Origin of the sequence: Pseudomonas sp. P42 (assembly GCF_017973755.1) — a bacterium.
Lineage (GTDB): Bacteria > Pseudomonadota > Gammaproteobacteria > Pseudomonadales > Pseudomonadaceae > Aquipseudomonas > Aquipseudomonas iridis.
The window spans coordinates 107,976-130,436 of sequence record NZ_JACOPU010000008.1 but is presented as its reverse complement, the minus strand read 5'-3'; the positions used below and the strand labels follow the sequence as shown (position 1 = coordinate 130,436).

Here is a 22,461-nt window from a genome sequence, read left to right as displayed (position 1 = left end):
GCGATCAAAGTTATTCATCACGGGCCGTAGCCTCCGAACTGATTGGGCTGGCGTATTCGGCCTTCAAACGTCCGTCCTGACCCAGAAGCCAGGCGTCCATGATCTGACGTACCACGGGCGCGGCGACGCCGGAACCGGACTCACCGTTCTCGACCATCACCGAAACAACAATTTTCGGGTCATCGGCCGGAGCGAAACCGACGAACAAGGCGTGGTCACGATGGCGTTCCTGAACCTTGGAGCGGTCGTATTTCTCGCCCTGCTTGATCGCCACGACCTGGGCCGTACCCGACTTGCCGGCGATACGGTATTGCGCGCCAATGGCCGCTTTACGCGCGGTACCCCGGGCGCCGTGCATCACTTGCTGCATGCCGTGGTTGACCTTGGCCCAGTCGGACGGATCGCGCAGGATAATGTCCGGTATCGGATTTTCGTCCACCGGCTGTACCCCATCGAGGGATTTGGCCAGGTGCGGGCGGTTCCACACGCCTTTGTTCGCCACCAGTGCCGTGGCCTGAGCCAACTGCAGCGGGGTCGATTGCATGTAGCCCTGGCCGATCCCCAGAATCAGCGTTTCGCCCGGGAACCACGCCTGTTTGCGGGTCGCGCGCTTCCACTCGCGGGAAGGCATCAGGCCGGGTGATTCTTCGAACATGTCCAGCGAAACCTTCTGACCAATGCCGAACTTGTTCATGTAGGCCGACAACCGATCAATACCGAGCTTGTGGGCCAGATCATAGAAGTAGGTGTCATTGGAGCGCATGATCGCCATGTCGAGGTCGACGAAGCCGTCACCCGTGCGGTTCCAGTTACGGTATTTGTGATCGTAGTTGGGCAGCATGTAGTAGCCCGGGTCGAACACCCGGCTCGACGCGGTCACCACACCCGAATCGAGGCCGGCGATCGCCACGGCTGGCTTGATCGTTGAACCCGGCGGATACAGTCCGCGCAGTACGCGGTTGAACAGTGGCCGATCGATGGAATCGCGCAGCTCGGCGTACGCCTTGAAGCTGATGCCGGTGACGAACAGGTTCGGGTCGAAGCTCGGCTGACTGACCATCGCCAGCACTTCGCCGGTTTTCGGATCGAGTGCAACCACCGCACCACGACGACCACCCAGTGCGGCTTCGGCGGCTTCCTGCAATTTGATGTCCAGACTCAGGACGATGTCCTTGCCGGGAATCGGATCGGTACGCTTGAGCACGCGCAGAACGCGGCCGCGAGCGTTGGTCTCGACTTCTTCGTAACCCACCTGCCCGTGCAGCTCAGGCTCGTAGAAACGCTCGATGCCCGTCTTGCCGATGTGGTGGGTGCCGCTGTAGTTGACCGGATCGAGGCTTTTGAGCTCTTTCTCGTTGATCCGCCCCATGTAACCCACCGAGTGTGCAAAATGCGCGCCCTGCGGATAGTGACGGACCAGTTGCGCAACGACTTCCACGCCCGGCAGACGGAACTGGTTCACCGCGATGCGGGCGATCTGTTCTTCGCTGAGTTCGAACAGGATCGGCACCGGCTCGAACGGCCGACGCCCCTGGCGCATGCGCTTCTCAAAGATCACCCGGTCTTCTGGCGTCAGTTCCAGCACTTCGACGATCACGTCGAGCACTTGCTGCCAGTCGCCGGAGCGCTCGCGGGTCATGCTCAGGCTGAAGCTCGGCCGGTTGTCCGCCACCACCACGCCGTTGCGGTCGAAAATCAACCCACGGGTCGGCGGAATCGGCTGCACGTGAACACGGTTGTTTTCCGAAAGCGTCGAGTGGTACTCGTACTGGATCACCTGCAAGTAATACAGCCGCGCAATCAACACGCAGATCAACAGCACGACTGCAATGGCCCCGAACACGACGCGGCTACGCACCAGGCGTGCGTCCTTTTCGTGGTCCTTGATGCGGATCGGCTGAGACATGAGGGCAGGATTACTTGTGGTAAGGGTGACCGGACAGCACGGTCCAGGCACGGTACAGCTGTTCGCCGATGAGGATCCGCACCAGCGGATGCGGCAAGGTCAGCGGCGACAACGACCAGCGCTGATCAGCGCGGGCACAGACTTCAGGCGCCAGCCCCTCGGGGCCGCCAACCATGAAGTTGACCGTGCGCGAATCCAGCCGCCAACGGTCGAGTTCGACCGCAAGCTGCTCGGTGCTCCAGGGTTTGCCGTGGACTTCCAGCGTGACAACCCGCTCGTTCGGCCCGACCTTGGCCAGCATGGCTTCGCCTTCCTGGCGGATGAAACGGGCCACGTCGGCATTCTTGCCACGGGTATTGAGCGGTATTTCCACCAGTTCCAACGCCAGCTCGGACGGAAGACGCTTGGCATATTCATGCCAGCCTTCTTCCACCCACTTGGGCATGCGTGAACCGACGGCGATCAGTCGCAGTCGCACAGCAATCCCTTACAGCTGGTCTTTGTTGAGCTTGGTGAAATGCTCGTGGGTGTTTTCCGGGCTGTGGTGCTTGGCGTCTGCCGCACGGCTTTGCTCGGCACCGGCCCACAAGCGCTCCAGGTCGTAGAACTGACGCGCCGAGGCGGTCATCATGTGCACGATCACCAGGTCGAGGTCGAGCAGCACCCAGTCGCTGTCGCCCTTGCCTTCTTCGCCCAGCGGCTTGGCGCCCTGCTTTTTGACTTCTTCGCGAACCTTGTCCAGCATCGCGTTGATCTGGCGATTGGAAGTACCGGTGGCGATGATCATGTAGTCAGTGATGCTCTGCTTGTCGCGAACATCAATGATCTGGATGTCTTGCGCCTTGACGTCTTCAAGAGCGGCAACAGCAAGCTTGACCAGTTCGTCGCCTTTGAGCGGCTCGTTGGTGTTGGCCACTTCCGGCAACGGAGCGCTTTTGAATGTGCCTTTACGTTTTACTTTAGGTAGATCTTTGTCAGTCATATAAAACTCGTTTTGCTCATATATTCGGCGGCTTGGCGACACGTGGATTCGTATCAGTTAAGCACGCCTTGTTCAGTTCGACGCACGGTATAGACCGTGCGCATCGATGTAGGCCAGGACCGCGTCGGGCACCAGGAAACGTACCGACTTACCGCTGGCCAGCAGTTGACGGATCTGGGTGGCAGAGACCGCGAGCGGTGTCTGCCAGACGAATGCAATCTGTCCGCTCGGCCCTTTCAGGGCCAGCGGGTCGCTCACCGAACGCGCTGCCAGCAGGTTGCGCAAGGCATCCGGCGGCTCGCTGTCGGCGTCCGGGCGCTGTAGCACCAGGATGTGGCAATGCTGGAGCAACTCTTCCCAGCGATGCCAAGTGGGCAGGCCGCAAAATGCGTCCCAGCCCAAAAGCAGAAAAACCTGGGTCTCGGCGGCCATTTCGGCACGCATCAACTCCAGGGTATCAATGGTGTAGGACGGTTTGTCCCGCTGCAATTCGCAGGCATCCACCACCAGCGGCGGCACTCCGGCCACCGCGCACTCGACCATCGCCAACCGGTCCTGCGCCGACACCTGCGGCGTGCCGCGATGCGGCGGGCGCGCGCTCGGCATCAAACGCAACTCATCCAGCCCCAGCGCTTCGGCGACTTCCAGCCCACCGCGCAAATGGCCGATGTGCACCGGATCGAACGTGCCACCCAGTACGCCAATGCGCAGAGGGCGGGGTTCGTTGCCGGGCGGCGGCGTTGTCAGGTCGAGGTCGGTCAAGTCAGACCGTCGCCTGGCCGCGCAACTGGCCATCACCGACCACAATGTACTTCTCGCAGGTCAGTCCTTCGAGGCCCACCGGGCCGCGGGCGTGCAGCTTATCAGTAGAAATGCCGATCTCGGCACCCAATCCGTATTCAAATCCATCGGCGAAGCAGGTCGGGGTGTTGATCATCACCGACGCCGAGTCGACTTCAGCCACAAACCGCCGGGTGTCAGCGAGGTTTTCGCTGACGATCGAGTCGGTGTGGTGCGAGCCGTAATGATTGATGTGTTCGATCGCCTGGTCCAGACCATCAACGACGCGGATCGACAGAATCGGCGCCAGATACTCGGTGCTCCAGTCGTCTTCACTGGCCGCCACGGCGTCGATGATCGCCCGGGTGCGCTGGCAGCCACGCAGCTCGACGCCTTTTTCGCGGAACTGCGCCGCCATCGACGGCAGGAAATCCTTGGCAATTGTCTGATCGACCAGCAAGGTCTCCATCGCCCCGCAGATGCCATAACGGTAAGTCTTGGCATTGAACGCGATGCGCTGGGCTTTGGGCAGATCGGCGTGGCCACTGACGTAAACGTGGCAGATGCCGTCCAGATGCTTGATCACCGGCACACGGGCATCGCGGCTGATGCGCTCGATCAGGCCACGACCACCGCGCGGTACGATCACATCGACGTACTCGGGCATGGTGATCATCGCGCCAACGGCGGCGCGATCAGTGGTTTCGACCACTTGCACGACGGCGGCGGGCAGTTCGGCTTCGGCCAGACCGCGCTGGATACACGCGGCAATCGCACGATTGGAATGAATCGCCTCGGAGCCACCACGCAGGATAGTCGCGTTGCCGGACTTCAGGCACAGGCTGGCGGCATCGATGGTCACGTTGGGCCGAGATTCGTAGATGATTCCGATCACACCCAGCGGCACGCGCATCTTGCCGACCTGAATCCCCGACGGGCGAAAGCTCATGTCACGGATCGCACCGACCGGATCCGGCAGCGCAGCCACCTGACGCAGGCCGACGATCATGCCGTCGATGCGCGCCGGGGTCAGTTCCAGACGTTCCAGCAATGCCGGCTCCAGACCACTGGCGCGACCGGCGGCCAGATCCAGTTCATTGGCTGCCGCAAGCTCGGCGCGAGCCGCATCCAGTGCATTGGCCGCAGCCTGCAAGGCGCGGTTTTTCTGCGCGGTGCTGGCACGGCCGATGACCCGGGAAGCTTCGCGGGCGGCGCGACCCAATCGGGTCATATAGTCAAGAACGGACTCAGTCATGGTCTGCTGGGGTCTTGGCAAAGAGGAAAGCGGCAGATTATAGCTGTCGCGTCCCGGGACTAACAGCGGTGACGGGCGGATGGTCGAAATGGACTAAAAATTGCCAACGTTCAGCGGGAATTAAGACTCAAATTGTTATCATCGCGACCTCTTCAGCCTGGATAAACATTGCCTGCCATGTCCAACCTGACCGTTGCCAGCCAAGCCGAACGCCTGCCACAAGGGCTTGCGGACAGTTTTTTCGACCGTGACGCACAGACATTGGCGCGCGATCTGCTCGGCAAAGTCATCCGCCACCGGGTCGGTGATCTGTGGCTGAGTGCGCGAATCATCGAAACCGAGGCCTATTACTGCGCGGAAAAAGGCAGCCATGCGTCACTCGGCTATACAGAAAAGCGTAAGGCTTTGTTTCTGGATGGTGGCCACATCTATATGTATTACGCACGTGGCGGCGATTCGCTGAACTTCAGCGCGCAGGGGCCGGGCAATGCCGTACTGATAAAATCGGCTTATCCGTGGGTCGATGAAATCAGCGGCCCGGCGAGCCTGGCGCAGATGCTTTTGAACAATCCTGACGCGCAAGATCGGCCGCGGCCATCGCAGAAGCTCTGCGCCGGTCAGACCTTATTGTGCAAGGCGCTGGGTTTGAAGGTGCCGATGTGGGACGCCAGGCGTTTTGATCATGAGCGGTTGCTGGTAGAAGATACCGGACCGGCGCCCGCGCACATCATTCAGACTACGCGTTTGGGTATTCCCCCTGGCCGTGACGAGCACCTGATGTACCGCTTCGTCGACGCCGCCTACGCGCAATGGTGTACGCGGAACCCGCTGCGCCGGGGTCAGGTCGAAGGTCGGGACTATTTCCTGCTGTAAATAAAAACCCCTGTAGGATCTGCCGAAGGCTGTGATCTTTCGCTTTGAAGATCAAAAGATCGCAGCCTGTGGCAACTCCTGGAGGGGGCAATCAAAGAAATGGAGTTTTTGGTATGGGCCCATGGCTCGATAGCGTGACCGGGTGGCTGGCGGCCAATCCACAGTGGCTGGCCGTCGCGGTGTTCATTGTGGCTTTTGTCGAATGCCTGGCAATTGCCGGTTTAATCGTGCCCGGCACGGTGTTGCTGTTTGCCGTAGCGGTGCTGGCCGGCAGCGGCGCACTGTCGTTGAGCGAAACCCTGTTGCTGGGTTTTCTTGGCGGCATTCTCGGTGATGTGATCTCGTACTTCGTCGGTCGGCATTTCCATCAGAACATCCGCAGATTGCCGGGGTTGCGCCATCATCCTGAATGGATGAGCGGCGCCGAAAGCTATTTCCAACGTTACGGCATCGCCAGTCTGTTGGTCGGGCGCTTCATCGGACCACTGCGACCGATGCTCCCGATGGTCGCTGGCATGTGCGACATGCCCTTCCCCCGCTTCGCCGCCGTCAGCCTGCTGGCCTCGGCCGGCTGGACACTGGCCTATCTGCTGCCGGGCTGGGCCACGGGCGCCGCATTCCGCCTGCCATTGCCCGAAGGTTTCTGGCTGGAAGCGGGGATCGTCGCCGGCAGCATCGCGGCGATGGTCGGCCTCAGTGTCAACAGCAGCGTGCGCCGCCATCGCCGCGCAACGGTCTGGATCAGCAGCATGAGCCTGTTGATTCTGATTGGCCTGTTCATCGGCTTTCCGTACCTGACGTCACTCGATCAGGGCGTGATGACACTGGTGCAGGAACATCGCCAACCGGTGCTGGATGAAATCGCGGTCACGTTCACCTTGATCGGCGAGTTCCGCAACATGCTGATGTTCAGCGCCCTGCTGATTGGCCTGTTGCTGCTGTGCCGACAGTGGCGCCACGCTATTTTCGCTGGCGGCACCCTGCTCTTCACCGCACTGGCGAACACCGCGACCAAACAGTTTTTCGCCCGTGTACGCCCGGAAGTGCTGACCGACCCTATTACCAGCTTCAGCATGCCCAGCGGCCATTCATCGGGCGCGTTCGCGCTGTTCCTGACCCTCGGCGTGCTGGCCGGGCGCGGGCAACCGCCACGCCTGCGCCTGACCTGGCTGCTGATCGCTTGCATACCCGCGCTGTCGATTGCCCTGTCGCGGGTGTATCTGGGCGCGCATTGGCCGACCGACATACTGGCCGGCGCCATGCTGGCCTCGTGCGTGTGCGCGGCGGCGTTGTGGTTGAGCCAGCGCAAAACCCCGTTGAACGCCATGCCATTCAAAGTGTGGTGGCTGGTTCTGCCGGCGCTGGTGGCGTTGTTCAGCTTTTTTGCTTTGCGCCATCTGCCCCATACCTTGGTGCGATACGCCTACTGACGGCGCCGGGCCCTTCGGCGTCATCGGGCATAATTTCGTCTCAACATCATACTTCGCTCTCCCGGCCAGCCCCGGAGAGCGTTGTTGTCTGCCTGTCGGCGACTATTCATTCACGCACTTGGCGGCGCATTAACTTGCGTATAAAAACCGCGTTACATATCAATGGGGCAAATTCAACTTCGGCACTTTCACAATTTCACTATTCAATTAGATTGGTGCGCGAACTTCCTGAGTTATCGCTCAAAGGCATCATGAACAATCAATGTCGTTCAATGACATCTCGACAACACTTCATGTGCCTGCGACCAGACTTTGCGTTTCAAACAATTAAATGATCGACAAGGATTTCATGCGCCCATAAACCCGCGCACCGGGCGACCAGGTCGCATGCGTCGAAGAAATTTTTTTGGCTGTAACAGGGAGTTTACCGAGTGCAACACGCCGCCACTTCACAGCAACCATTCAAAGGATTGAATTGTGCCAACACCTATAGACGCCGCCAGGCCGATAACACCTGAGCCAGTCATTCACGTCACACCGACCCACGCGCCGAGCGATCTGCAAAAGCCTGCGACGGGCCAGAGCGCAACGCCGCCGGGCATTCATGAATCGCCAGCCGATAGCGCCGAAAAACCCTCTTCGCGCACACTCAGATCGCTCGACAAACGCTTGGGCGCCTTGCGCATCGGTGAGTTCGCCATCACCCGTGTCGAGCTTCAGGCCATGGGCGCCACAATCGCCGGGCATGCGATCAGCGCAGACAACACGAACCTCAAGACACCCGACCAGGCGTTTCTCGACGCACTGGGCTTCAACCCGGACACCGTCGAGGCCCGGATCAAATCTGTCGCGCAGGCGGACAACACCACTGCCAGCTTCTTCTTCGAACTGGCGTGCAAACGCTCCATCGGTGCGCCGCCAGTGTTCAGCGCCGCCGAGCCGCTGGCGCCTGGCAGCCCGATGGAGCGCTTCGGCAGACTCGTCAATGCCGCGCAGAAAATCGATATTCAGCACGTCGACGACGCTAGCCATTGGCCCACGTGGGTCAGCAAAACCAGAAGCTCCATTTTCAATGGCGCGGGGGTCGGCCTGCAGGCTTACGGAATCTACAGCGGCATGGCCGGGATCGCAGACGCGATCAAGACCGGCGACTGGGGCGAAGCCGCGTTCAACGCCGGAGCCGTTGGCACGGAGCTTGGCTCACTGATCATCGAGCGTGGCCTGAGCAAGACCGGCGAAGCGATGCTCAAGAGCAACGGAGTGGCTTTCCAGCGTTTCTCCACGACGTCGGCGGGCAAGGTGCTGGGCCGCGGTGCCGGCTTGTTCGCCAGCGCCATCACCCTGCCCTTCGATGTGATCGGCGCGGTGAAATCATTCAACGCGGCGGCGGCGACCCAGGGCAAGGAAGCCCAGGATCACTACGTCGGCGGCGCGCTGAACGCGGCCAGTGCCGGGGTCAGTATTCTCCTCGGCCTCGCGGCGCTGGCCGGCTTCGGCAACATCGCAGGTCCCGTGGGCATTCTGGCGGCGGGTGTGCTGGTGCTGGGTGCGGAGATCTACCGCGCTGCGCGGATCGTTGACGATATCGACGACTATATCGAATTGAGCGCGCACGAACGGCTACGCTCCGGCTGGTTCGCCAGCGTGCGCAAGGAGCTCGACCAGGACGTGCTGGATCGCTACAAGGTTGCCAAGACCCAGAGCGACCACGGCCGGCAGGTCGAGCGCTCCGCCAGAGAGTTGCTGGACGGCGCCTACCGCGACTACGTCGAGCAGGTCCTCAACGGCAATTACAGCGTCAGCCTGCAACCGGTGAAACTCTGGAAGCACCAATGGAATGCGGGCGCGGGCGAACAACCGTTCAAGATCAGCCATGAACCGGTGGTGCAGGAAACCGCCGATGTCATCGATGCCCGCGATGGCCTGCCGCAGAATCTTGGCGGCGTGGTGACGGGCACCCTGGGAGACGACAAGGGCATCCTGTGGCGCCTGGGGGATGGCGAGGACACGATCACCGGCGTGAAGGCCAAATCGAATTTCTTCATCTATCGCGCAAACGCAAAAAACCTCGTTGGCGGCGACAAGGCCGACGAATTCCACTACGAGGTGACCCACGCCGAACTGGACCGGGAATTGCCACCGGCAGCCATCAGCAATCTTGACGGGGGCGAAGGCTCCGACCTGCTCTCCTTCACCTCCAGGCGTCCTGCCACGGATACTCGCCAGCAAGGTTACGACGTCAATCTGCACAGCGGCGAAGTCAGCTTGCGCGGCGCCGGGGCGACGGACACCTTGATCAAGGTTGCCCAGACTACCGGCATCGAGAACGTCTCGACATTGACCGCAGGCGCGAGTCGGGTTACCGGCAGTGACGTTACCAATCGGATTAGCGCCAACGGCATGGATACAGTGGACGCCGCCGCAGGCGACGACACCATCCTCATCCGTGGTACGCACTGCCGCGTGAACGGCGGCGCCGGCAGGGATCGTTACTTCATCACCGCCAGCAGCGCGGAGGTAACCATTATCGAGGATGCCGGGCAGTCGAGCCTGATCGAACTCGACTGGCCGCTGGCGACCATTCAGCGCTGGCAGGTCATCGGCACGTCACTGGTGGTGCGTTCCTTGCGCGGCGAAGATGGCGAGCTGCCCGAGCACATCCTGACCGTCGAAAACGTTTACCGGGAACTGGACAGCCAACGCTTGATCAACCATCAGCAACTGCTGTTCAAGACCCGCGACGGTTATGAACTGCTCCCGGTCCTGCCCGCCTCGCTCAATAACGCCGATGACCATGACGTGCAGGTGGCGCTGACTGTAGCGGGCCGGCAACCACCCGCCCTGGGCATCCTCAATGGCGGAAAAGTGCAGATCGCCAACACCAGCCCCAGGCAATATTTCGTCCCCCAGGGCGATGGCAAGATCGTCTTCGACGCAACTGCCGCCCAGAAGACGGCTACCAACGTTTATCTCGACTGTAACCATGCAGACGTGGGCGACACCTACATCAACTACAACATTGATGTCCGCCATGGGGTGTCTGGCTATTCGTCACTCATTTACAGCAACATCAACCTGAGCCTGTTCATTCCCAACCGGGTGATCAACTTCGTCGGTGTCATCAGCGAGCGACACGCCGCCACATTCAATAGCGGTAGTGGCATTCTCACCAATGGCTTGCACATGGCCAATGAGGTCGTGCTGGTCTTCCGTGATGGCAAATCCTGCCGGTTGGTTGCGCCAAGGCTGGAGTATGCGCAGGACGTAAAATGCGCAGGCCTGCAGGGAAAAAATGCTCGCGACTGCCTGAAACTGCGCCATGGGCACTATTTCTTCCACGCGCCACGGATCACCGAGCAGAGCTTGCTCCCGGCGCATAACGCCAGGATCGAGATCAAGGCAGACACACCTCAAGGCATTTACGCGCTGCAAGGTCAGAGTGCCGAGTACGAAGTCTTCCCTGCCAGCAACGCGATGATCAGCCTGGCAACACCAGGTGCCGAGGCGAAAACCGCGAATGCCTCGAGCTGGACGATTCACACCGCAAACATGAAGGAAACGATCACGGGCAACGAGATACGCCTGGAGGGCACGACTCTGCATGTGGGAACCGTCATCATCACGCTACCCAACATCGAAGCCGCTGATATTCCGGTCGAGTCGGTTCATGTAATCACCTCCAGCGGCAATGTCTATGAAATCAACCTTGTGTTCGAAATGCTGCAACTGCACGAAGTCAATGCGCAGGCTTACAGCAGCGTCAAAGCATTAAGTGAAGACCTCGGGGCACACCGCAAACGCCAGCAACTGGTGGGGGTGGTCAGGGTTCGCAATATCTTCACCGACAAGGCTGTCGGCGCGAATGTGTTGTACAACGCCACGCACGATTACTGGAGCGTCGACAACCCGCCGGGTTACCGCATCGCCGCCGAAGACCTCAGCATCAATCTTGAATCGATCGCCTTGCCGCGCGTCCCAGGCAAATAAAAACGACCATCACGCGAACAACTCACCTTGCAGTTCATCGAGCAGCGCCTGGATAGCATCCAGTCGCTGCTGCGGATCGTCGAGTTGCAGCAGATCAATCTTGTCTTCTTCGGTAAACGGCAGCAGGTAGGCCAACTGATTGGCCAATGACTGCTGGCCGTGCGCCTCGGTGCCCATGTTCAACGCCTCGACCATCGGGTGCTCGGCGAGCGCCTTGAGCAGCGCCACCAGATCGGCGTCTTCGTCCTGCAAGGGTTGCTCGGGTTCATCGTCCAGCCACTCGACGTCGGCGAGGATCAACTGGTCGCGCTGCACTTCGGTGCGCAACACATGGAAACGCCGCCCGCCTTGTACGCGAATGCCCAGCAAGCCGTTGTCCTGCTGCTGGAAATCGGTGATCCGCGCTTCACATCCCACCAGCGCGTAACCCGCGGGAGCGATACCGACTTCAAGGCCATCGAGAATGCACACCACGCCAAAGCCGCCACCCTGTTTCATGCAGCGGCCAATCATGTCCAGGTAGCGCGCCTCGAAGATCTGCAAGTCGAGGTTGCAGCCGGGAAACAGCACTGTGTTCAACGGGAAAAGCGCCAGACTCATAGACATTTCCTTACACCACCATCGACACCGCCAACGGCAGGAACACCGCCGTGGCCACGCCCATCAGACTCATTGCCAACGCCGCGAAGGCGCCGGTCTCGTCACTTTCCTGCATCGCCACCGCCGTACCGACGGCATGCGCGGTCATGCCCAGCGCCATGCCGCGTGCTTCGGGGCTGTGCACGCCGAGGCGGGTCAACAGCGCCGGGCCGAAGATCGCACCGATGACCCCGGTGATCAGCACGAATACCGCCGCCAGCGCCGCCACGCCACCGATCTGCTCGGCCACCAGCATCGCGATCGGCGAGGTCACTGACTTCGGCGCCATGGTCATCAGGATCATGTGATCAGCGCCGAACCACCACCCCAGCAAGACGCCCATGCCCGTGGCGACCACGCCGCCTATCACTAGCGTAGTAAAAATCGGCCAGAACAATTGGCGAATGCGCCGCAGATTGAGATACAGCGGCACCGCCAGCGCTACCGTCGCCGGGCCGAGCAGAATGCTGAGGATCTCGGTGCTCTTGCGGTACTCGGCGTACGTCAGGCCGCAGCCGACCAGTACACCGATCACCAACAGCATGGAGACCAGCACCGGCTGCAAAAAGATCCAGCGCGTTTTCTCGAACGCCGCCAGCACCAGTTGATAGGCACCAAGGGTGATGCCGATGCCAAACAGCGGATGGTGAATCACCGACGCCCAGGCGCCGTGCCAATCAAAGAGCATCAGGACTCCTCCGACGGCTGCGCGTGGCGCTTGGCCAGGCGTTGCATCAGCACACCGGCGAAGGCCATCGAGAGAATCAGCGACACCACCAGCGCACCGACAATCGCCCAGAAATCGGCGGCAATCGCCGTGGCGTACACCATCACACCGACTGCGGGTGGCACCAGCAATAACGGCAGATACCGCAGCAGACTGCCGGCCGCCAGATTCAAAGGCTCGCCGACTTCACCGCGAATAATCAGGAATACCAGCAACAGCAGCAGACCGATGATCGGCCCCGGCAGCACCGGCAAGAGCAAATGATTGAGTGCCGTGCCGAGCAATTGGAACAGCACCAGCAAGGTCAGGCCACGTAACAACATCTGACATCTCCGACAAAAAGCGCCCGGCATTATAAGCATGCCCGCGCTATGGATCGGCATTCGCCAAAAGCATGGTCGGTTGACCGGAGCAAATTGCCATGATGATCTACAGTGGTTCGCAGGGCGGTCAAATCCCCCACCTGAAAAACTATAAAACAGATGAACCCAAGGAGAGTCTCAATGCCCTATGTTCCAGTTGCAGAGCTCAAAGATTATGTCGGCAAGGAACTCGGACGTTCCGAATGGCTCACCATCGATCAGGAACGCATCAACCTGTTCGCCGAAGCCACCGGTGATTTTCAGTTCATTCACGTCGACCCGGTCAAAGCCGCGCAAACGCCTTTTGGCAGCACCATTGCCCACGGTTTCCTGTCGTTGTCACTAATGCCCAAACTGATGGAAGACATCCTGATCCTGCCCGAAGGCGTGAAGATGGTCGTCAACTACGGTCTGGACAGTGTGCGTTTCATCCAGCCCGTGAAGGTCAATTCGAAAGTCCGACTCAAGGTCGACATGGTTGAAGTGACCGAGAAGAAACCTGGCCAGTGGCTGCTCAAAGCCACCGCGACACTTGAGATAGAAGGCTCGGACAAACCGGCCTACATCGCCGAACCGCTGTCGCTCTGCTTCGTTTAAGCGCCGGGATGCGAAGCGGCGCACGCTGTTTCGCATCTGCTTCCCCTGAGCGGCTGTATAAGGACACATAGCTGCGGCATACTCGGTCGCCTAATTGCCCGGATCCCGCTATGCGCTCACTCGCTTGTCTTGCACCCCTTGCCTTGACCCTGTTGCTTGCCGCTTGCGGCGACGGCGAATCGCTGTTGCCCCCGGATGCGCGCCTGCCGGACGGCGGACGCTATCGCGGCGAGTTGGTCGATGGCTTGCTGCAAGGTCAGGGACGTGTCGACTACCCCAACGGCAGCTGGTACGCCGGGCAGTTCGACAAGGGGCAGTGGCATGGGCAGGGCGAATGGCATGGCAGTAATGGCGAGATCTATCGCGGCCAGTTCCAGCAAGGTTTGTTCGACGGTCAGGGCAGCCTGACCACCAATGCCAGCAGTTACACCGGCGGCTTCAAACAGGGCCGGCGTGACGGCGAAGGCACGTTGAAAGAAAACGCCATGACCTACCGTGGCGAATTCAAGGCTGATCAATATTCCGGGCTCGGCCGTCTCGAAATGGATGACGGCAGCTCTTATCAAGGCCAGTTCGCCCACGGCAAACCCAATGGCGAAGGCCAGCGCGGTGATTCCAGCGGTAACTCGTTCACCGGCCATTTCGTCAACGGTCAGCTTGAAGGCAACGGTACGTTCAACAGCGCTGACGGCGACATCTATGTCGGTGGCTTCAAGAACAACCAACTGCACGGCAAGGGCCGCTACGAAAACGCCGACGGCGACGTCTGGCTCGGCCAGTTCAAGGAAGGCGCGCTGACCGGCAAGGGCGAATTGATCGGCGCCGACGGTAGCCATTACATCGGTTCGTTCAGCGACTGGCGCTTCAGCGGTCAGGGTCGCTTGAACCTGTCCGATGGCAGCTTTTATATCGGCGGATTCGACAACGACAGTTATTCGGGGCGCGGCACGCTGGTGCTCACCGACGGCAGTGTCATGAGCGGCACCTGGATCAACGGTCAGCGTGTGCGTGATGCCGATGGCAAATTGCTGCCCGACACCCTCGAACTCGGCTTGCTCGCTCAGGGCCGTTTGCTTGATGAGGCATTGGCGGCGATTCCGCCCTCGACGCCTGCGGTCGAGTTGTACACCCTGACCCTCGGCGGCGACGGCAAGCAAAGCGTGTTCCTGCGCGAATCCGACTACGTCGCCAACATGCTCAATACGCGTTTCGGCGCGCACGGCCAGATTCGTCTGGTCAACCACCGCGACCACCTCGGCGACCGACCGATGGCCACTCGAGAGAACCTGCGCCGCGCTGCACTGACCCTGGCCGAACGCAGTGGTCCGGAAGATTTGCTGTTCATCTACCTGACCAGCCACGGCACCGCCGAACATGAGCTGGTGCTCGACCAGCCGCGCATGGAACTGGCCGACCTGCCCGCCGACGAACTCGCCGCCGTGCTCGCGCCGCTGAAAAACCGCGACAAGATCATCGTGATTTCCGCGTGTTACTCCGGCGGTTTCATCCCGGCGCTCAAAGACGAACGCACGCTGATCATGACCGCCTCGCGCGCTGATCGCGTGTCCTTCGGTTGCTCCGAAGAAGCCAACTTCACCTACTTCGGCGATGCGCTGTTCGCCCAGGCATTGAACCAGACCGACGATCTGGAGCAAGCCTTCAAACTGGCCAGGGCCACCGTCGCCGAGCGTGAACTGGCGGACAATTTCGAAGCCTCGGAGCCGCAGATCTGGGCACCGAAAACCGTGCTGTCGCACTGGCAGCAACTGCGTAAACAGCAAGCGCGAAAAGCTTTGCAAAGTGCTGCGTTGAACGACGGAGCGATAAAGAGCAACTAAGCTGAACAGTATCAAGGGAGAGACACTATGTACTTGACGCCTCAGCACGTATTGCTTGCCGGAGCCACCGGTTTGACCGGTGAACATCTACTCGACCGTTTGCTCAACGAGCCAACGATTTCTCGCGTCCTCGCCCCCTCCCGTCGGCCACTGGCCGAGCATCCGCACCTGGAAAACCCGGTCGGCGACCCACAGGCCTTTCTGCCGCAGCTCAGCGGTCGCGTCGACATCGCCTATTGCTGCCTCGGCACCACCATCAAGCAGGCCGGCTCCGAAACGGCGTTTCGCGCAGTCGATCTGGACATGGTGGTGGCGTTTGCCAAGCGCGCGCGGGAGATGGGTGCGCGGCATCTGATCGTGATCAGCGCCATCGGCGCCGATCCGAAATCGTCGGTTTTCTACAACCGGGTCAAAGGTGAAATGGAGCAGGCACTGCGCGCGCAAGACTGGCCGCAACTGACCATTTGCCGGCCGTCGCTGTTGCTGGGCGAACGTTCCGAACCACGCCTGGGCGAGCAGCTTGCTGCGCCGTTTTCGAAATTGATTCCGGGTAAATACCGGGGAATTGAAGCGTGCCAACTGGCCCGGGCAATGTGGCGACTGGCGCTGGAGGAGCAGGATGGGGTTCGGGTGATCGAATCGGATGAACTGAGGAAACTGGGCAAATAATCTGAAATCGCTATCGCCTGCAGGCTGGCTCCCACACTGATCCTCAGTGAACACAATATTCGTGGCCAACGAGAAACCTGTGGGAGCCAGCCTGCTGGCGATGGAGTGCGCAGCACTTCCGGGATCAAAAGATCGCAGCCTTCGGAAGCTCCTGCACGGATCTTCATTTCACCCTGTAGGAGCTGCCGAAGGCTACGATCTTTTGATCTTTACAACCCGCCAGTCGCCTGAAAACCCACGCCGATCACGGTCAGTAGCGACAACGGCAACAGCAGCGTATCCAGCAAAGCACTCGCCGGCAGGTCCACACCCGGATAACTCGGCGCCTCGGCACCGAATCGATCCATCGCACAACACCCGCCATTCAACGCATACAAATCCAGCCGCGTCCCGGAATACACCACCGGCGCGCCCGGTTTGGCCGCGTCCAGCGTGCGCGCAGTGGCGCACCCGGCCAGTTGCAGCGCCAGCACCATCACCAGCAGCTTATTCATCGCTGCTCAAATGATGCTCACCCCAACGTGGCAGCATGTCCTGCGGGATGCCCAGCAGATTGAGAATCCGCGCGACAACGAAATCGATCAGGTCATCGATAGTCTGCGGCTGGTGATAGAAACCGGGTGAGGCCGGCAGAATCGTCACGCCCATGTTCGACAGCTTGAGCATGTGCTCCAGATGAATGCTCGAATACGGCGCCTCGCGCGGCACCAGAATCAACTGGCGACGCTCCTTCAAGGTGACGTCGGCTGCGCGTTCGATCAGGTTGTTGCAGGCACCCGTCGCGATGGCCGACAGCGTCCCGGTCGAGCACGGCACAACCACCATCGCCGCTGGCGCGCCAGAGCCCGAGGCCACCGGCGACATCCAGTCTTCCTTGCCGTACACGCGGATCTGCCCGGCGGCGGCCCCGGTGTATTCGGTCAGGAACGCCTGCATCGTTTGCGGCTTGGGCGGCAGCGAGACGTCGGTTTCGGTGGCCATCACCAGTTGCGCGGCTTTGGAGATCAGGAAGTGCACCTCGCGATCTTCCCGCACCAGACAATCGAGCAGGCGCAAACCGTACTGCGCGCCCGATGCACCGGTCATCGCCAGCGTGATGCGCTCCGGGCCGCCGTTCTGCGCAAAAGTGTTCATTGCAGCGCCTCGGCGAGTTTGCCGTGCAGGCCGCCGAAGCCGCCGTTGCTCATGATCACCACGTGAGTACCGGGCTGAGCCTGGCTTTTCACGCGTTCGATGATGCCTTCCAGCGTATCGCTGACAATCGACGGCACCTTGCACAGCGCAGCGGTGGCGGCCAGATCCCAGCCAAGGTTGGCCGGGGCGTACCAGATCACCTGATCGGCATCGTTCACGCTGTCCGGCAAACCGTCACGGTGCGCGCCGAGTTTCATCGAGTTGGAGCGTGGCTCGATGATCGCGATCAACGGTGCATCACCGATGCGCTTGCGCAGGCCATCAAGCGTGGTGGCGATCGCCGTCGGGTGATGGGCGAAATCGTCGTAGATGGTGATGCCGCGCACTTCCGCGACTTTTTCCATCCGGCGTTTGACGTTCTTGAACGCGCTCAACCCGGCGATGCCCATCGACGGCACCACCCCCACATGACGCGCAGCCGCCAGCGCAGCCAGGGCGTTGGCGACGTTGTGCTGGCCAGTCAATTCCCACTCGACCGTGCCTTGGGACACACCTTCGAACATCACTTCAAAGGCCGAGCCGTCTTCGCTGAGCAATTTGACCTGCCACTGACCGCCAGCACCTGTGGTTTGCACCGGGGTCCAGCAGCCCATCTCGATTACCCGCTGCAAGGCAGGCTCGGTGGTCGGATGGATCACCAGGCCTTCGCTCGGGATGGTACGCACCAAATGGTGGAATTGCCGTTCGATGGCCGGCAAATCGGGGAAGATGTCTGCGTGATCGAACTCAAGATTGTTGAGGATCGCGGTGCGCGGGCGGTAGTGCACGAACTTCGAACGCTTGTCGAAGAAAGCGCTGTCGTACTCGTCGGCCTCGATCACGAAAAACGGCGTACCGCCCAAACGGGCGGACACCGAGAAGTTCTGCGGCACGCCCCCGATCAGGAAACCCGGGCTCATGCCGGCGTGCTCCAGCACCCAGGCGAGCATGCTGCTGGTGGTGGTTTTGCCGTGGGTGCCGGCAACGGCCAGTACCCAGCGACCTTGCAGCACGTGATCAGCCAGCCACTGCGGGCCAGAGACGTACGCCAGGCCTTTGTTCAGCACATATTCCACCGCCGGATTACCGCGCGACATGGCGTTACCGATCACCACCAGATCCGGCGCCGGATCGAGCTGAGCCGGATCGTAGCCCTGCGTCAGCTGAATGCCTTGGGCCTCGAGCTGCGTGCTCATCGGCGGATAGACGTTGGCGTCGGAGCCGGTCACGTGATGGCCCAGCTCTTTGGCCAGAACCGCCATCGAGCCCATGAAAGTCCCGCAGATACCCAGAATATGAATGTGCATAGTCGACCTCGTAAAACATGGCCGCAGGTTAGCGTAGGGAGGGGGAAATCGCACCTTGTGTTTCGCCTTTGCCGACGCCTTCGCGAGCAGGCTCGCTCCCACAAGGTTGGCGCTAACCCTGTGGGAGCGAGCCTGCTCGCGAACGGCGCGGCGCGGTTTAGCGGGCAATCCCGTGTTTACGCAGCTTTCTATAGAGGGTATTGCGACTGACCCCAAGCTGCTGCGCCGTCTGCGTCATATGCCAGCGTTGCTGTTCCAGGGCATTCAGCAACGCCAACCGCTCGGCATCCTCCAGCGGATGTTCGGATGAGCAAACCTCCAACACCTGTGGCCGTGCCTGGCGAATCATCACCGGCAAATCCTCCAGCCCGATCCTTCCCTCATCACACAACGCCGCCAACGTACGCAGCACATTGCGCAACTGCCGCACATTCCCCGGCCAGTTGAACGCCAACAACGCCTGACGCGCCGGCTCATCAATCACCAACACGTCGCCGCCCGCCTCTTCGGCCAGCAGAAAATCCAGTAGCTGCGATTTATCACTGCGCTCACGCAACGCCGGCAACGCCACTTCCAGGCCGTTGAGCCGGTAATACAGATCCTCGCGAAAACTGCCGTTCTCGACTCGCTCCAGAAGATTGCGGTGAGTCGCACTGATGATCCGCACGTTGACAGCTTCCGGCTCGCCGCCGATCGGCACCACTTGCCGGTCCTCAAGCACTCGCAAGAGACGGGTCTGCAAGGCCAACGGCATGTCGCCGATTTCATCAAGGAACAATGTGCCGCCATCGGCCTGCTGAAGTTTGCCGCGCATGCCGTCCTTGCGCGCGCCGGTAAAACTGCCTCCGCGATAGCCGAACAGCTCACTTTCGATCAGGCTTTCAGGAATCGCCGCGCAATTGAGGGCAACGAAGGCTTTGCTCGCGCGCTGACTGGCCTGATGTACAGCTTTGGCGAAAGCCTCTTTGCCGGAGCCCGTTTCACCATTGATCAACAGCGGCACATCACGCTCGAAAACCCGCAGGGCTTTGCGAAAGTCCGCCTGCAACGCCGCGTCACCGAGACAAATCCCCGACAGGCGCGGAGCCTGCGCCACGACCGGCGCAGGCATGATCGGCATTGTTTTGCGCGACTCGCCACGCAACACCGCAAACAGATTTCGCCCGTCGCGGGTGCGTAACGGCCAACTGGCGCTGGCATTGGCACTCGCACGACCGAGCAATTCATCCAGCGAACAATCAAAAAACGCCTCGACAGGTTTACCGAGCAATCCACCGCGGATGTGCCCAAGCAGGTTCAGTGCGCTCTGGTTGACTGCGCTGATCCGCCCTTCTCCATCAAATGCCAGCAACCCTTCGCTGAACAGCCCGACGGACTCGGCCTGTAAATGAAAGCGCAGCAACCATTGATTATCGAAACAGCGCAGGAAGTAGCAGCTCTCGATCATCTTCGCCGACAGATTGACCAGCGCCATGGTGTGGAACTGGCTCTGCCGCGAGACGTCGTGACGTGCCGAGGACACATCAAGCACCGCCAGCAATTCGCCGTGCGGATCGAACACCGGGCTCGCCGAGCAGGTCAGGCCGGTGTGGCGCCCGCGGAAATGTTCATCCTGATGAATGGTCAGCGCCTGGCGTTCGACCAGGCAAGTGCCGATGCCATTGGTACCTTCACAGGCTTCGCTCCAGTCGGCGCCGAGCCAGAGGCCGGCACGCTCGAAAATCTTGCGTTCGGCCGGCGCGGTAACGCAGTTGAGGATCACCCCACGGGCATCGGTCAGCAGCACCGCGTGTCCGGCACCGGAGAGTTGCTGATGCAGGCTGCTCATTTCATTGCCGGCAATCTGCAACACCTGTTGCAGGCGCTCGCGGCTTTCAAGAACGCGCCCATGTTCGAGCACGGTAGGCGCCATGCTCAGCGCTGGATCGAGGTGATAGTCCTCAACACAGCGCAGCCACGAGCGGGCTATCGACGGATCGGCTCCGGGCCCGTGCAGGTGCGGTTTGCCCTGGGTAACGGTGAGCACCTGTTGGGCATGGCGACTCAAATGATTGTTGTGCATTTCTTATTGTTCTCCCCGAAGCTCGACGGCCCAATGCTGAGGTGACGCCCAGCATCCTCCAGCCAACCAGCGTTTGCAATGCTGGCAAGACTGCCCGGTCACCGGCTGTGCCAAAAGCGGTACAAACTGTCACTCAGCCTGTACCAAAACCGTCACAGCTGCGTTCCGCCCGTCCGACAGAAACCACGCAACGCCTTGATTTACATGACCCGCACGGCGGTGGCCCGACCTTTGCTCTACGCTTATAGCAAGCGCACTTGCGCGTTTCTCTAATAAGTACAAAGCCAAGGAGAACATCATCATGCGTTACGCTCACCCCGGTACTGAAGGCGCCAAAGTCTCGTTCAAGAGCAAGTACGGTAACTACATCGGCGGCGAGTTCGTCGCGCCTGTCAAAGGTCAGTACTTCACCAACACCTCGCCAGTCAATGGCCAACCGATTGCCGAATTCCCCCGCTCCACTGCCGAAGACATCGACAAGGCACTGGATGCCGCCCACGCCGCCGCTGATGCCTGGGGTGCAACCTCGGTGCAGGCGCGTTCGCTGGTCCTGCTGAAAATCGCCGACCGTATCGAACAGAACCTCGAACTGCTGGCGATCACCGAAACCTGGGACAACGGCAAAGCCATCCGCGAAACCCTAAATGCCGATATCCCGCTGGCTGCCGACCACTTCCGCTACTACGCCGGTTGCATCCGCGCGCAGGAGGGCAGCGCAGCCGAAATCGACGGCAACACCGTGGCTTATCACATCCATGAACCACTGGGTGTGGTCGGCCAGATCATCCCGTGGAACTTCCCGATCCTGATGGCCGCCTGGAAACTCGCGCCAGCGCTGGCGGCGGGTAACTGCGTGGTGCTCAAGCCTGCCGAGCAAACGCCGCTGGGTATTTCCGTGCTGGTCGAACTGATCGGCGACCTGCTGCCGCCGGGCGTGCTGAACGTTGTGCAGGGCTTCGGCAAAGAAGCCGGCGAAGCGCTGGCGACCAGCAAACGCATCGCCAAGATTGCCTTTACCGGCTCGACGCCGGTTGGCTCGCACATCATGAAATGCGCTGCTGAAAACATCATTCCGTCCACCGTGGAACTGGGCGGCAAATCGCCGAACATCTTCTTCGAAGACATCATGCAGGCCGAACCAACCTTCATCGAGAAAGCTGCCGAAGGTCTGGTGCTGGCGTTCTTCAACCAGGGCGAGGTCTGCACCTGCCCTTCTCGCGCACTGGTTCAGGAATCGATCTACGACGAGTTCATGGCCGTCGTGATGAAGAAAGTCCTGCAAATCAAACGTGGCGATCCGTTGGACACCGACACCATGGTTGGCGCCCAGGCGTCCGAGCAGCAATTCGACAAGATCCTGTCCTACCTGGAAATCGCCAAGGGCGAAGGCGCGGAGCTGCTGACCGGCGGCAAAGTGGAAAAACTCGAGGGCAATCTGTCGACCGGCTATTACATCCAGCCGACCTTGCTCAAAGGCACCAACAAGATGCGCGTGTTCCAGGAAGAAATCTTCGGCCCGGTAGTGAGCATCACCACGTTCAAGGACGAAGCCGAAGCCCTGGCCATCGCCAACGACACCGAGTTCGGCCTCGGCGCCGGACTGTGGACCCGCGACATCAACCGCGCCTACCGCATGGGCCGGGCGATCAAGGCCGGTCGCGTCTGGACCAACTGCTATCACCTGTACCCGGCGCACGCCGCGTTCGGCGGCTACAAGAAGTCCGGCGTTGGTCGTGAAACCCACAAAATGATGCTCGATCACTATCAGCAGACCAAGAACCTGCTGGTGAGCTACGACATCAATCCGCTGGGCTTCTTCTAAAGCATCAGGGCGAGGCAGGTATTCCTGGCTCGCCCTTTCGACCGCTTTCGCG

At 60.6% G+C, this 22,461-nt stretch carries 19 protein-coding genes; 7 read left to right on the top strand and 12 right to left on the bottom strand.

Features of this window, described 5'->3' with window-relative positions:
• Positions 1-10: 10 nt before the first annotated feature.
• The 5 genes from mrdA to H8B20_RS24700 all read right to left on the bottom strand — a co-directional run bounded on the left by mrdA (position 11) and on the right by H8B20_RS24700 (position 4,923).
• Complete coding sequence (mrdA, locus tag H8B20_RS24720) at positions 11-1,906, bottom strand: penicillin-binding protein 2 (RefSeq protein WP_210624881.1); 1,896 nt, start codon at positions 1,904-1,906, stop codon at positions 11-13.
• A gap of 10 nt (positions 1,907-1,916) precedes the next feature.
• Positions 1,917-2,384, bottom strand: a complete 468-nt coding sequence (rlmH, locus tag H8B20_RS24715; RefSeq protein WP_007937439.1) for a 23S rRNA (pseudouridine(1915)-N(3))-methyltransferase RlmH — start codon at positions 2,382-2,384, stop codon at positions 1,917-1,919.
• Positions 2,385-2,393: 9 nt separating this feature from the next.
• Positions 2,394-2,888, bottom strand: a complete 495-nt coding sequence (gene rsfS, locus H8B20_RS24710; RefSeq protein WP_042561254.1) for a ribosome silencing factor — start codon at positions 2,886-2,888, stop codon at positions 2,394-2,396.
• A 72-nt stretch (positions 2,889-2,960) separates the two neighbouring features.
• The gene (nadD, locus tag H8B20_RS24705) at positions 2,961-3,683 is read right to left on the bottom strand and encodes a nicotinate-nucleotide adenylyltransferase (RefSeq protein ID WP_115146500.1); all 723 of its coding nucleotides are present in this window, start codon (positions 3,681-3,683) and stop codon (positions 2,961-2,963) included.
• Positions 3,652-4,923 (bottom strand): glutamate-5-semialdehyde dehydrogenase, encoded by a 1,272-nt coding sequence (locus H8B20_RS24700; protein ID WP_210624880.1) that lies wholly within the window; start codon positions 4,921-4,923, stop codon positions 3,652-3,654. The genes nadD and H8B20_RS24700 overlap by 32 nt, the downstream gene beginning before the upstream one ends.
• Positions 4,924-5,100: 177 nt before the next feature.
• Between H8B20_RS24700 and H8B20_RS24695 the strand changes: the two genes are divergently transcribed.
• The 3 genes from H8B20_RS24695 (at position 5,101) to H8B20_RS24685 (ending at position 11,213) form a co-directional block, all read left to right on the top strand.
• Positions 5,101-5,796: a DNA-3-methyladenine glycosylase gene (locus H8B20_RS24695; protein ID WP_210624951.1), complete on the top strand. Its 696-nt coding sequence runs from the start codon at positions 5,101-5,103 to the stop codon at positions 5,794-5,796.
• A gap of 113 nt (positions 5,797-5,909) precedes the next feature.
• Positions 5,910-7,226, top strand: a complete 1,317-nt coding sequence (locus tag H8B20_RS24690) for a bifunctional DedA family/phosphatase PAP2 family protein (protein ID WP_210624879.1) — start codon at positions 5,910-5,912, stop codon at positions 7,224-7,226.
• A gap of 477 nt (positions 7,227-7,703) precedes the next feature.
• The gene (locus H8B20_RS24685) at positions 7,704-11,213 is read left to right on the top strand and encodes a calcium-binding protein (protein ID WP_342345723.1); all 3,510 of its coding nucleotides are present in this window, start codon (positions 7,704-7,706) and stop codon (positions 11,211-11,213) included.
• Between the two features lie 9 nt (positions 11,214-11,222).
• Here the strand turns inward: H8B20_RS24685 and H8B20_RS24680 are convergent, their stop codons facing one another.
• From H8B20_RS24680 to H8B20_RS24670, 3 genes are read right to left on the bottom strand one after another with little or no spacing between them, the layout of a single operon-like run.
• Positions 11,223-11,813 carry an LON peptidase substrate-binding domain-containing protein gene (locus H8B20_RS24680; RefSeq protein WP_210624878.1) on the bottom strand — a complete coding sequence of 197 codons (591 nt, stop codon included), beginning with the start codon at positions 11,811-11,813 and terminating at the stop codon, positions 11,223-11,225.
• Between the two features lie 10 nt (positions 11,814-11,823).
• Entirely contained in the window at positions 11,824-12,540 is a 717-nt protein-coding gene (locus H8B20_RS24675; protein ID WP_042561261.1) for an LrgB family protein, read from the bottom strand.
• On the bottom strand, positions 12,540-12,902 hold the full coding sequence (locus H8B20_RS24670) for a CidA/LrgA family protein (protein WP_042561262.1): 363 nt from the start codon (positions 12,900-12,902) through the stop codon (positions 12,540-12,542). The genes H8B20_RS24675 and H8B20_RS24670 overlap by 1 nt, the downstream gene beginning before the upstream one ends.
• 180 nt (positions 12,903-13,082) lie before the next feature.
• Between H8B20_RS24670 and H8B20_RS24665 the strand changes: the two genes are divergently transcribed.
• The 3 genes from H8B20_RS24665 to H8B20_RS24655 all read left to right on the top strand — a co-directional run bounded on the left by H8B20_RS24665 (position 13,083) and on the right by H8B20_RS24655 (position 16,045).
• Positions 13,083-13,538, top strand: coding sequence for a MaoC family dehydratase (locus H8B20_RS24665; RefSeq protein ID WP_042561263.1), 456 nt, complete (start codon positions 13,083-13,085; stop codon positions 13,536-13,538).
• A gap of 110 nt (positions 13,539-13,648) precedes the next feature.
• On the top strand, positions 13,649-15,376 hold the full coding sequence (locus H8B20_RS24660) for a C13 family peptidase (RefSeq protein WP_047303611.1): 1,728 nt from the start codon (positions 13,649-13,651) through the stop codon (positions 15,374-15,376).
• A 27-nt stretch (positions 15,377-15,403) separates the two neighbouring features.
• Entirely contained in the window at positions 15,404-16,045 is a 642-nt protein-coding gene (locus H8B20_RS24655; RefSeq protein ID WP_210624877.1) for an oxidoreductase, read from the top strand.
• A gap of 209 nt (positions 16,046-16,254) precedes the next feature.
• Here the strand turns inward: H8B20_RS24655 and H8B20_RS24650 are convergent, their stop codons facing one another.
• The 4 genes from H8B20_RS24650 to H8B20_RS24635 form a co-directional block, all read right to left on the bottom strand.
• A complete protein-coding gene (locus H8B20_RS24650; protein WP_210624876.1) occupies positions 16,255-16,539 on the bottom strand; it encodes a YceK/YidQ family lipoprotein in 285 nt (94 codons plus the stop codon).
• Positions 16,532-17,179, bottom strand: coding sequence for a flavin prenyltransferase UbiX (ubiX, locus tag H8B20_RS24645; protein WP_210624875.1), 648 nt, complete (start codon positions 17,177-17,179; stop codon positions 16,532-16,534). The genes H8B20_RS24650 and ubiX overlap by 8 nt, the downstream gene beginning before the upstream one ends.
• Positions 17,176-18,525 carry a UDP-N-acetylmuramate:L-alanyl-gamma-D-glutamyl-meso-diaminopimelate ligase gene (gene mpl / locus H8B20_RS24640; RefSeq protein WP_210624874.1) on the bottom strand — a complete coding sequence of 450 codons (1,350 nt, stop codon included), beginning with the start codon at positions 18,523-18,525 and terminating at the stop codon, positions 17,176-17,178. The genes ubiX and mpl overlap by 4 nt, the downstream gene beginning before the upstream one ends.
• A gap of 157 nt (positions 18,526-18,682) precedes the next feature.
• Positions 18,683-20,587 (bottom strand): sigma-54-dependent Fis family transcriptional regulator, encoded by a 1,905-nt coding sequence (locus H8B20_RS24635; RefSeq protein ID WP_210624873.1) that lies wholly within the window; start codon positions 20,585-20,587, stop codon positions 18,683-18,685.
• Between the two features lie 301 nt (positions 20,588-20,888).
• Here H8B20_RS24635 and exaC point away from each other — a divergent pair, with 301 nt between their 5' ends.
• Positions 20,889-22,409 carry an acetaldehyde dehydrogenase ExaC gene (gene exaC, locus H8B20_RS24630; RefSeq protein WP_042561269.1) on the top strand — a complete coding sequence of 507 codons (1,521 nt, stop codon included), beginning with the start codon at positions 20,889-20,891 and terminating at the stop codon, positions 22,407-22,409.
• The last annotated feature ends 52 nt before the right edge of the window (positions 22,410-22,461 follow it).

Bases quoted from the DNA above. Each gene is read 5' to 3' on its own strand.
- mrdA (WP_210624881.1), bottom strand. From the start codon at position 1,906: ATGTCTCAGCCGATCCGCATCAAGGACCACGAAAAGGACGCACGCCTG.
- rsfS (WP_042561254.1), bottom strand. From the start codon at position 2,888: ATGACTGACAAAGATCTACCTAAAGTAAAACGTAAAGGCACATTCAAA.
- nadD (WP_115146500.1), bottom strand. From the start codon at position 3,683: ATGGCCAGTTGCGCGGCCAGGCGACGGTCTGACTTGACCGACCTCGAC.
- H8B20_RS24700 (WP_210624880.1), bottom strand. From the start codon at position 4,923: ATGACTGAGTCCGTTCTTGACTATATGACCCGATTGGGTCGCGCCGCC.
- H8B20_RS24695 (WP_210624951.1), top strand. From the start codon at position 5,101: ATGTCCAACCTGACCGTTGCCAGCCAAGCCGAACGCCTGCCACAAGGG.
- H8B20_RS24690 (WP_210624879.1), top strand. From the start codon at position 5,910: ATGGGCCCATGGCTCGATAGCGTGACCGGGTGGCTGGCGGCCAATCCA.
- H8B20_RS24680 (WP_210624878.1), bottom strand. From the start codon at position 11,813: ATGAGTCTGGCGCTTTTCCCGTTGAACACAGTGCTGTTTCCCGGCTGC.
- H8B20_RS24675 (WP_042561261.1), bottom strand. From the start codon at position 12,540: ATGCTCTTTGATTGGCACGGCGCCTGGGCGTCGGTGATTCACCATCCG.
- H8B20_RS24670 (WP_042561262.1), bottom strand. From the start codon at position 12,902: ATGTTGTTACGTGGCCTGACCTTGCTGGTGCTGTTCCAATTGCTCGGC.
- H8B20_RS24665 (WP_042561263.1), top strand. From the start codon at position 13,083: ATGCCCTATGTTCCAGTTGCAGAGCTCAAAGATTATGTCGGCAAGGAA.
- H8B20_RS24660 (WP_047303611.1), top strand. From the start codon at position 13,649: ATGCGCTCACTCGCTTGTCTTGCACCCCTTGCCTTGACCCTGTTGCTT.
- H8B20_RS24655 (WP_210624877.1), top strand. From the start codon at position 15,404: ATGTACTTGACGCCTCAGCACGTATTGCTTGCCGGAGCCACCGGTTTG.
- H8B20_RS24650 (WP_210624876.1), bottom strand. From the start codon at position 16,539: ATGAATAAGCTGCTGGTGATGGTGCTGGCGCTGCAACTGGCCGGGTGC.
- ubiX (WP_210624875.1), bottom strand. From the start codon at position 17,179: ATGAACACTTTTGCGCAGAACGGCGGCCCGGAGCGCATCACGCTGGCG.
- mpl (WP_210624874.1), bottom strand. From the start codon at position 18,525: ATGCACATTCATATTCTGGGTATCTGCGGGACTTTCATGGGCTCGATG.
- H8B20_RS24635 (WP_210624873.1), bottom strand. From the start codon at position 20,587: ATGCACAACAATCATTTGAGTCGCCATGCCCAACAGGTGCTCACCGTT.
- exaC (WP_042561269.1), top strand. From the start codon at position 20,889: ATGCGTTACGCTCACCCCGGTACTGAAGGCGCCAAAGTCTCGTTCAAG.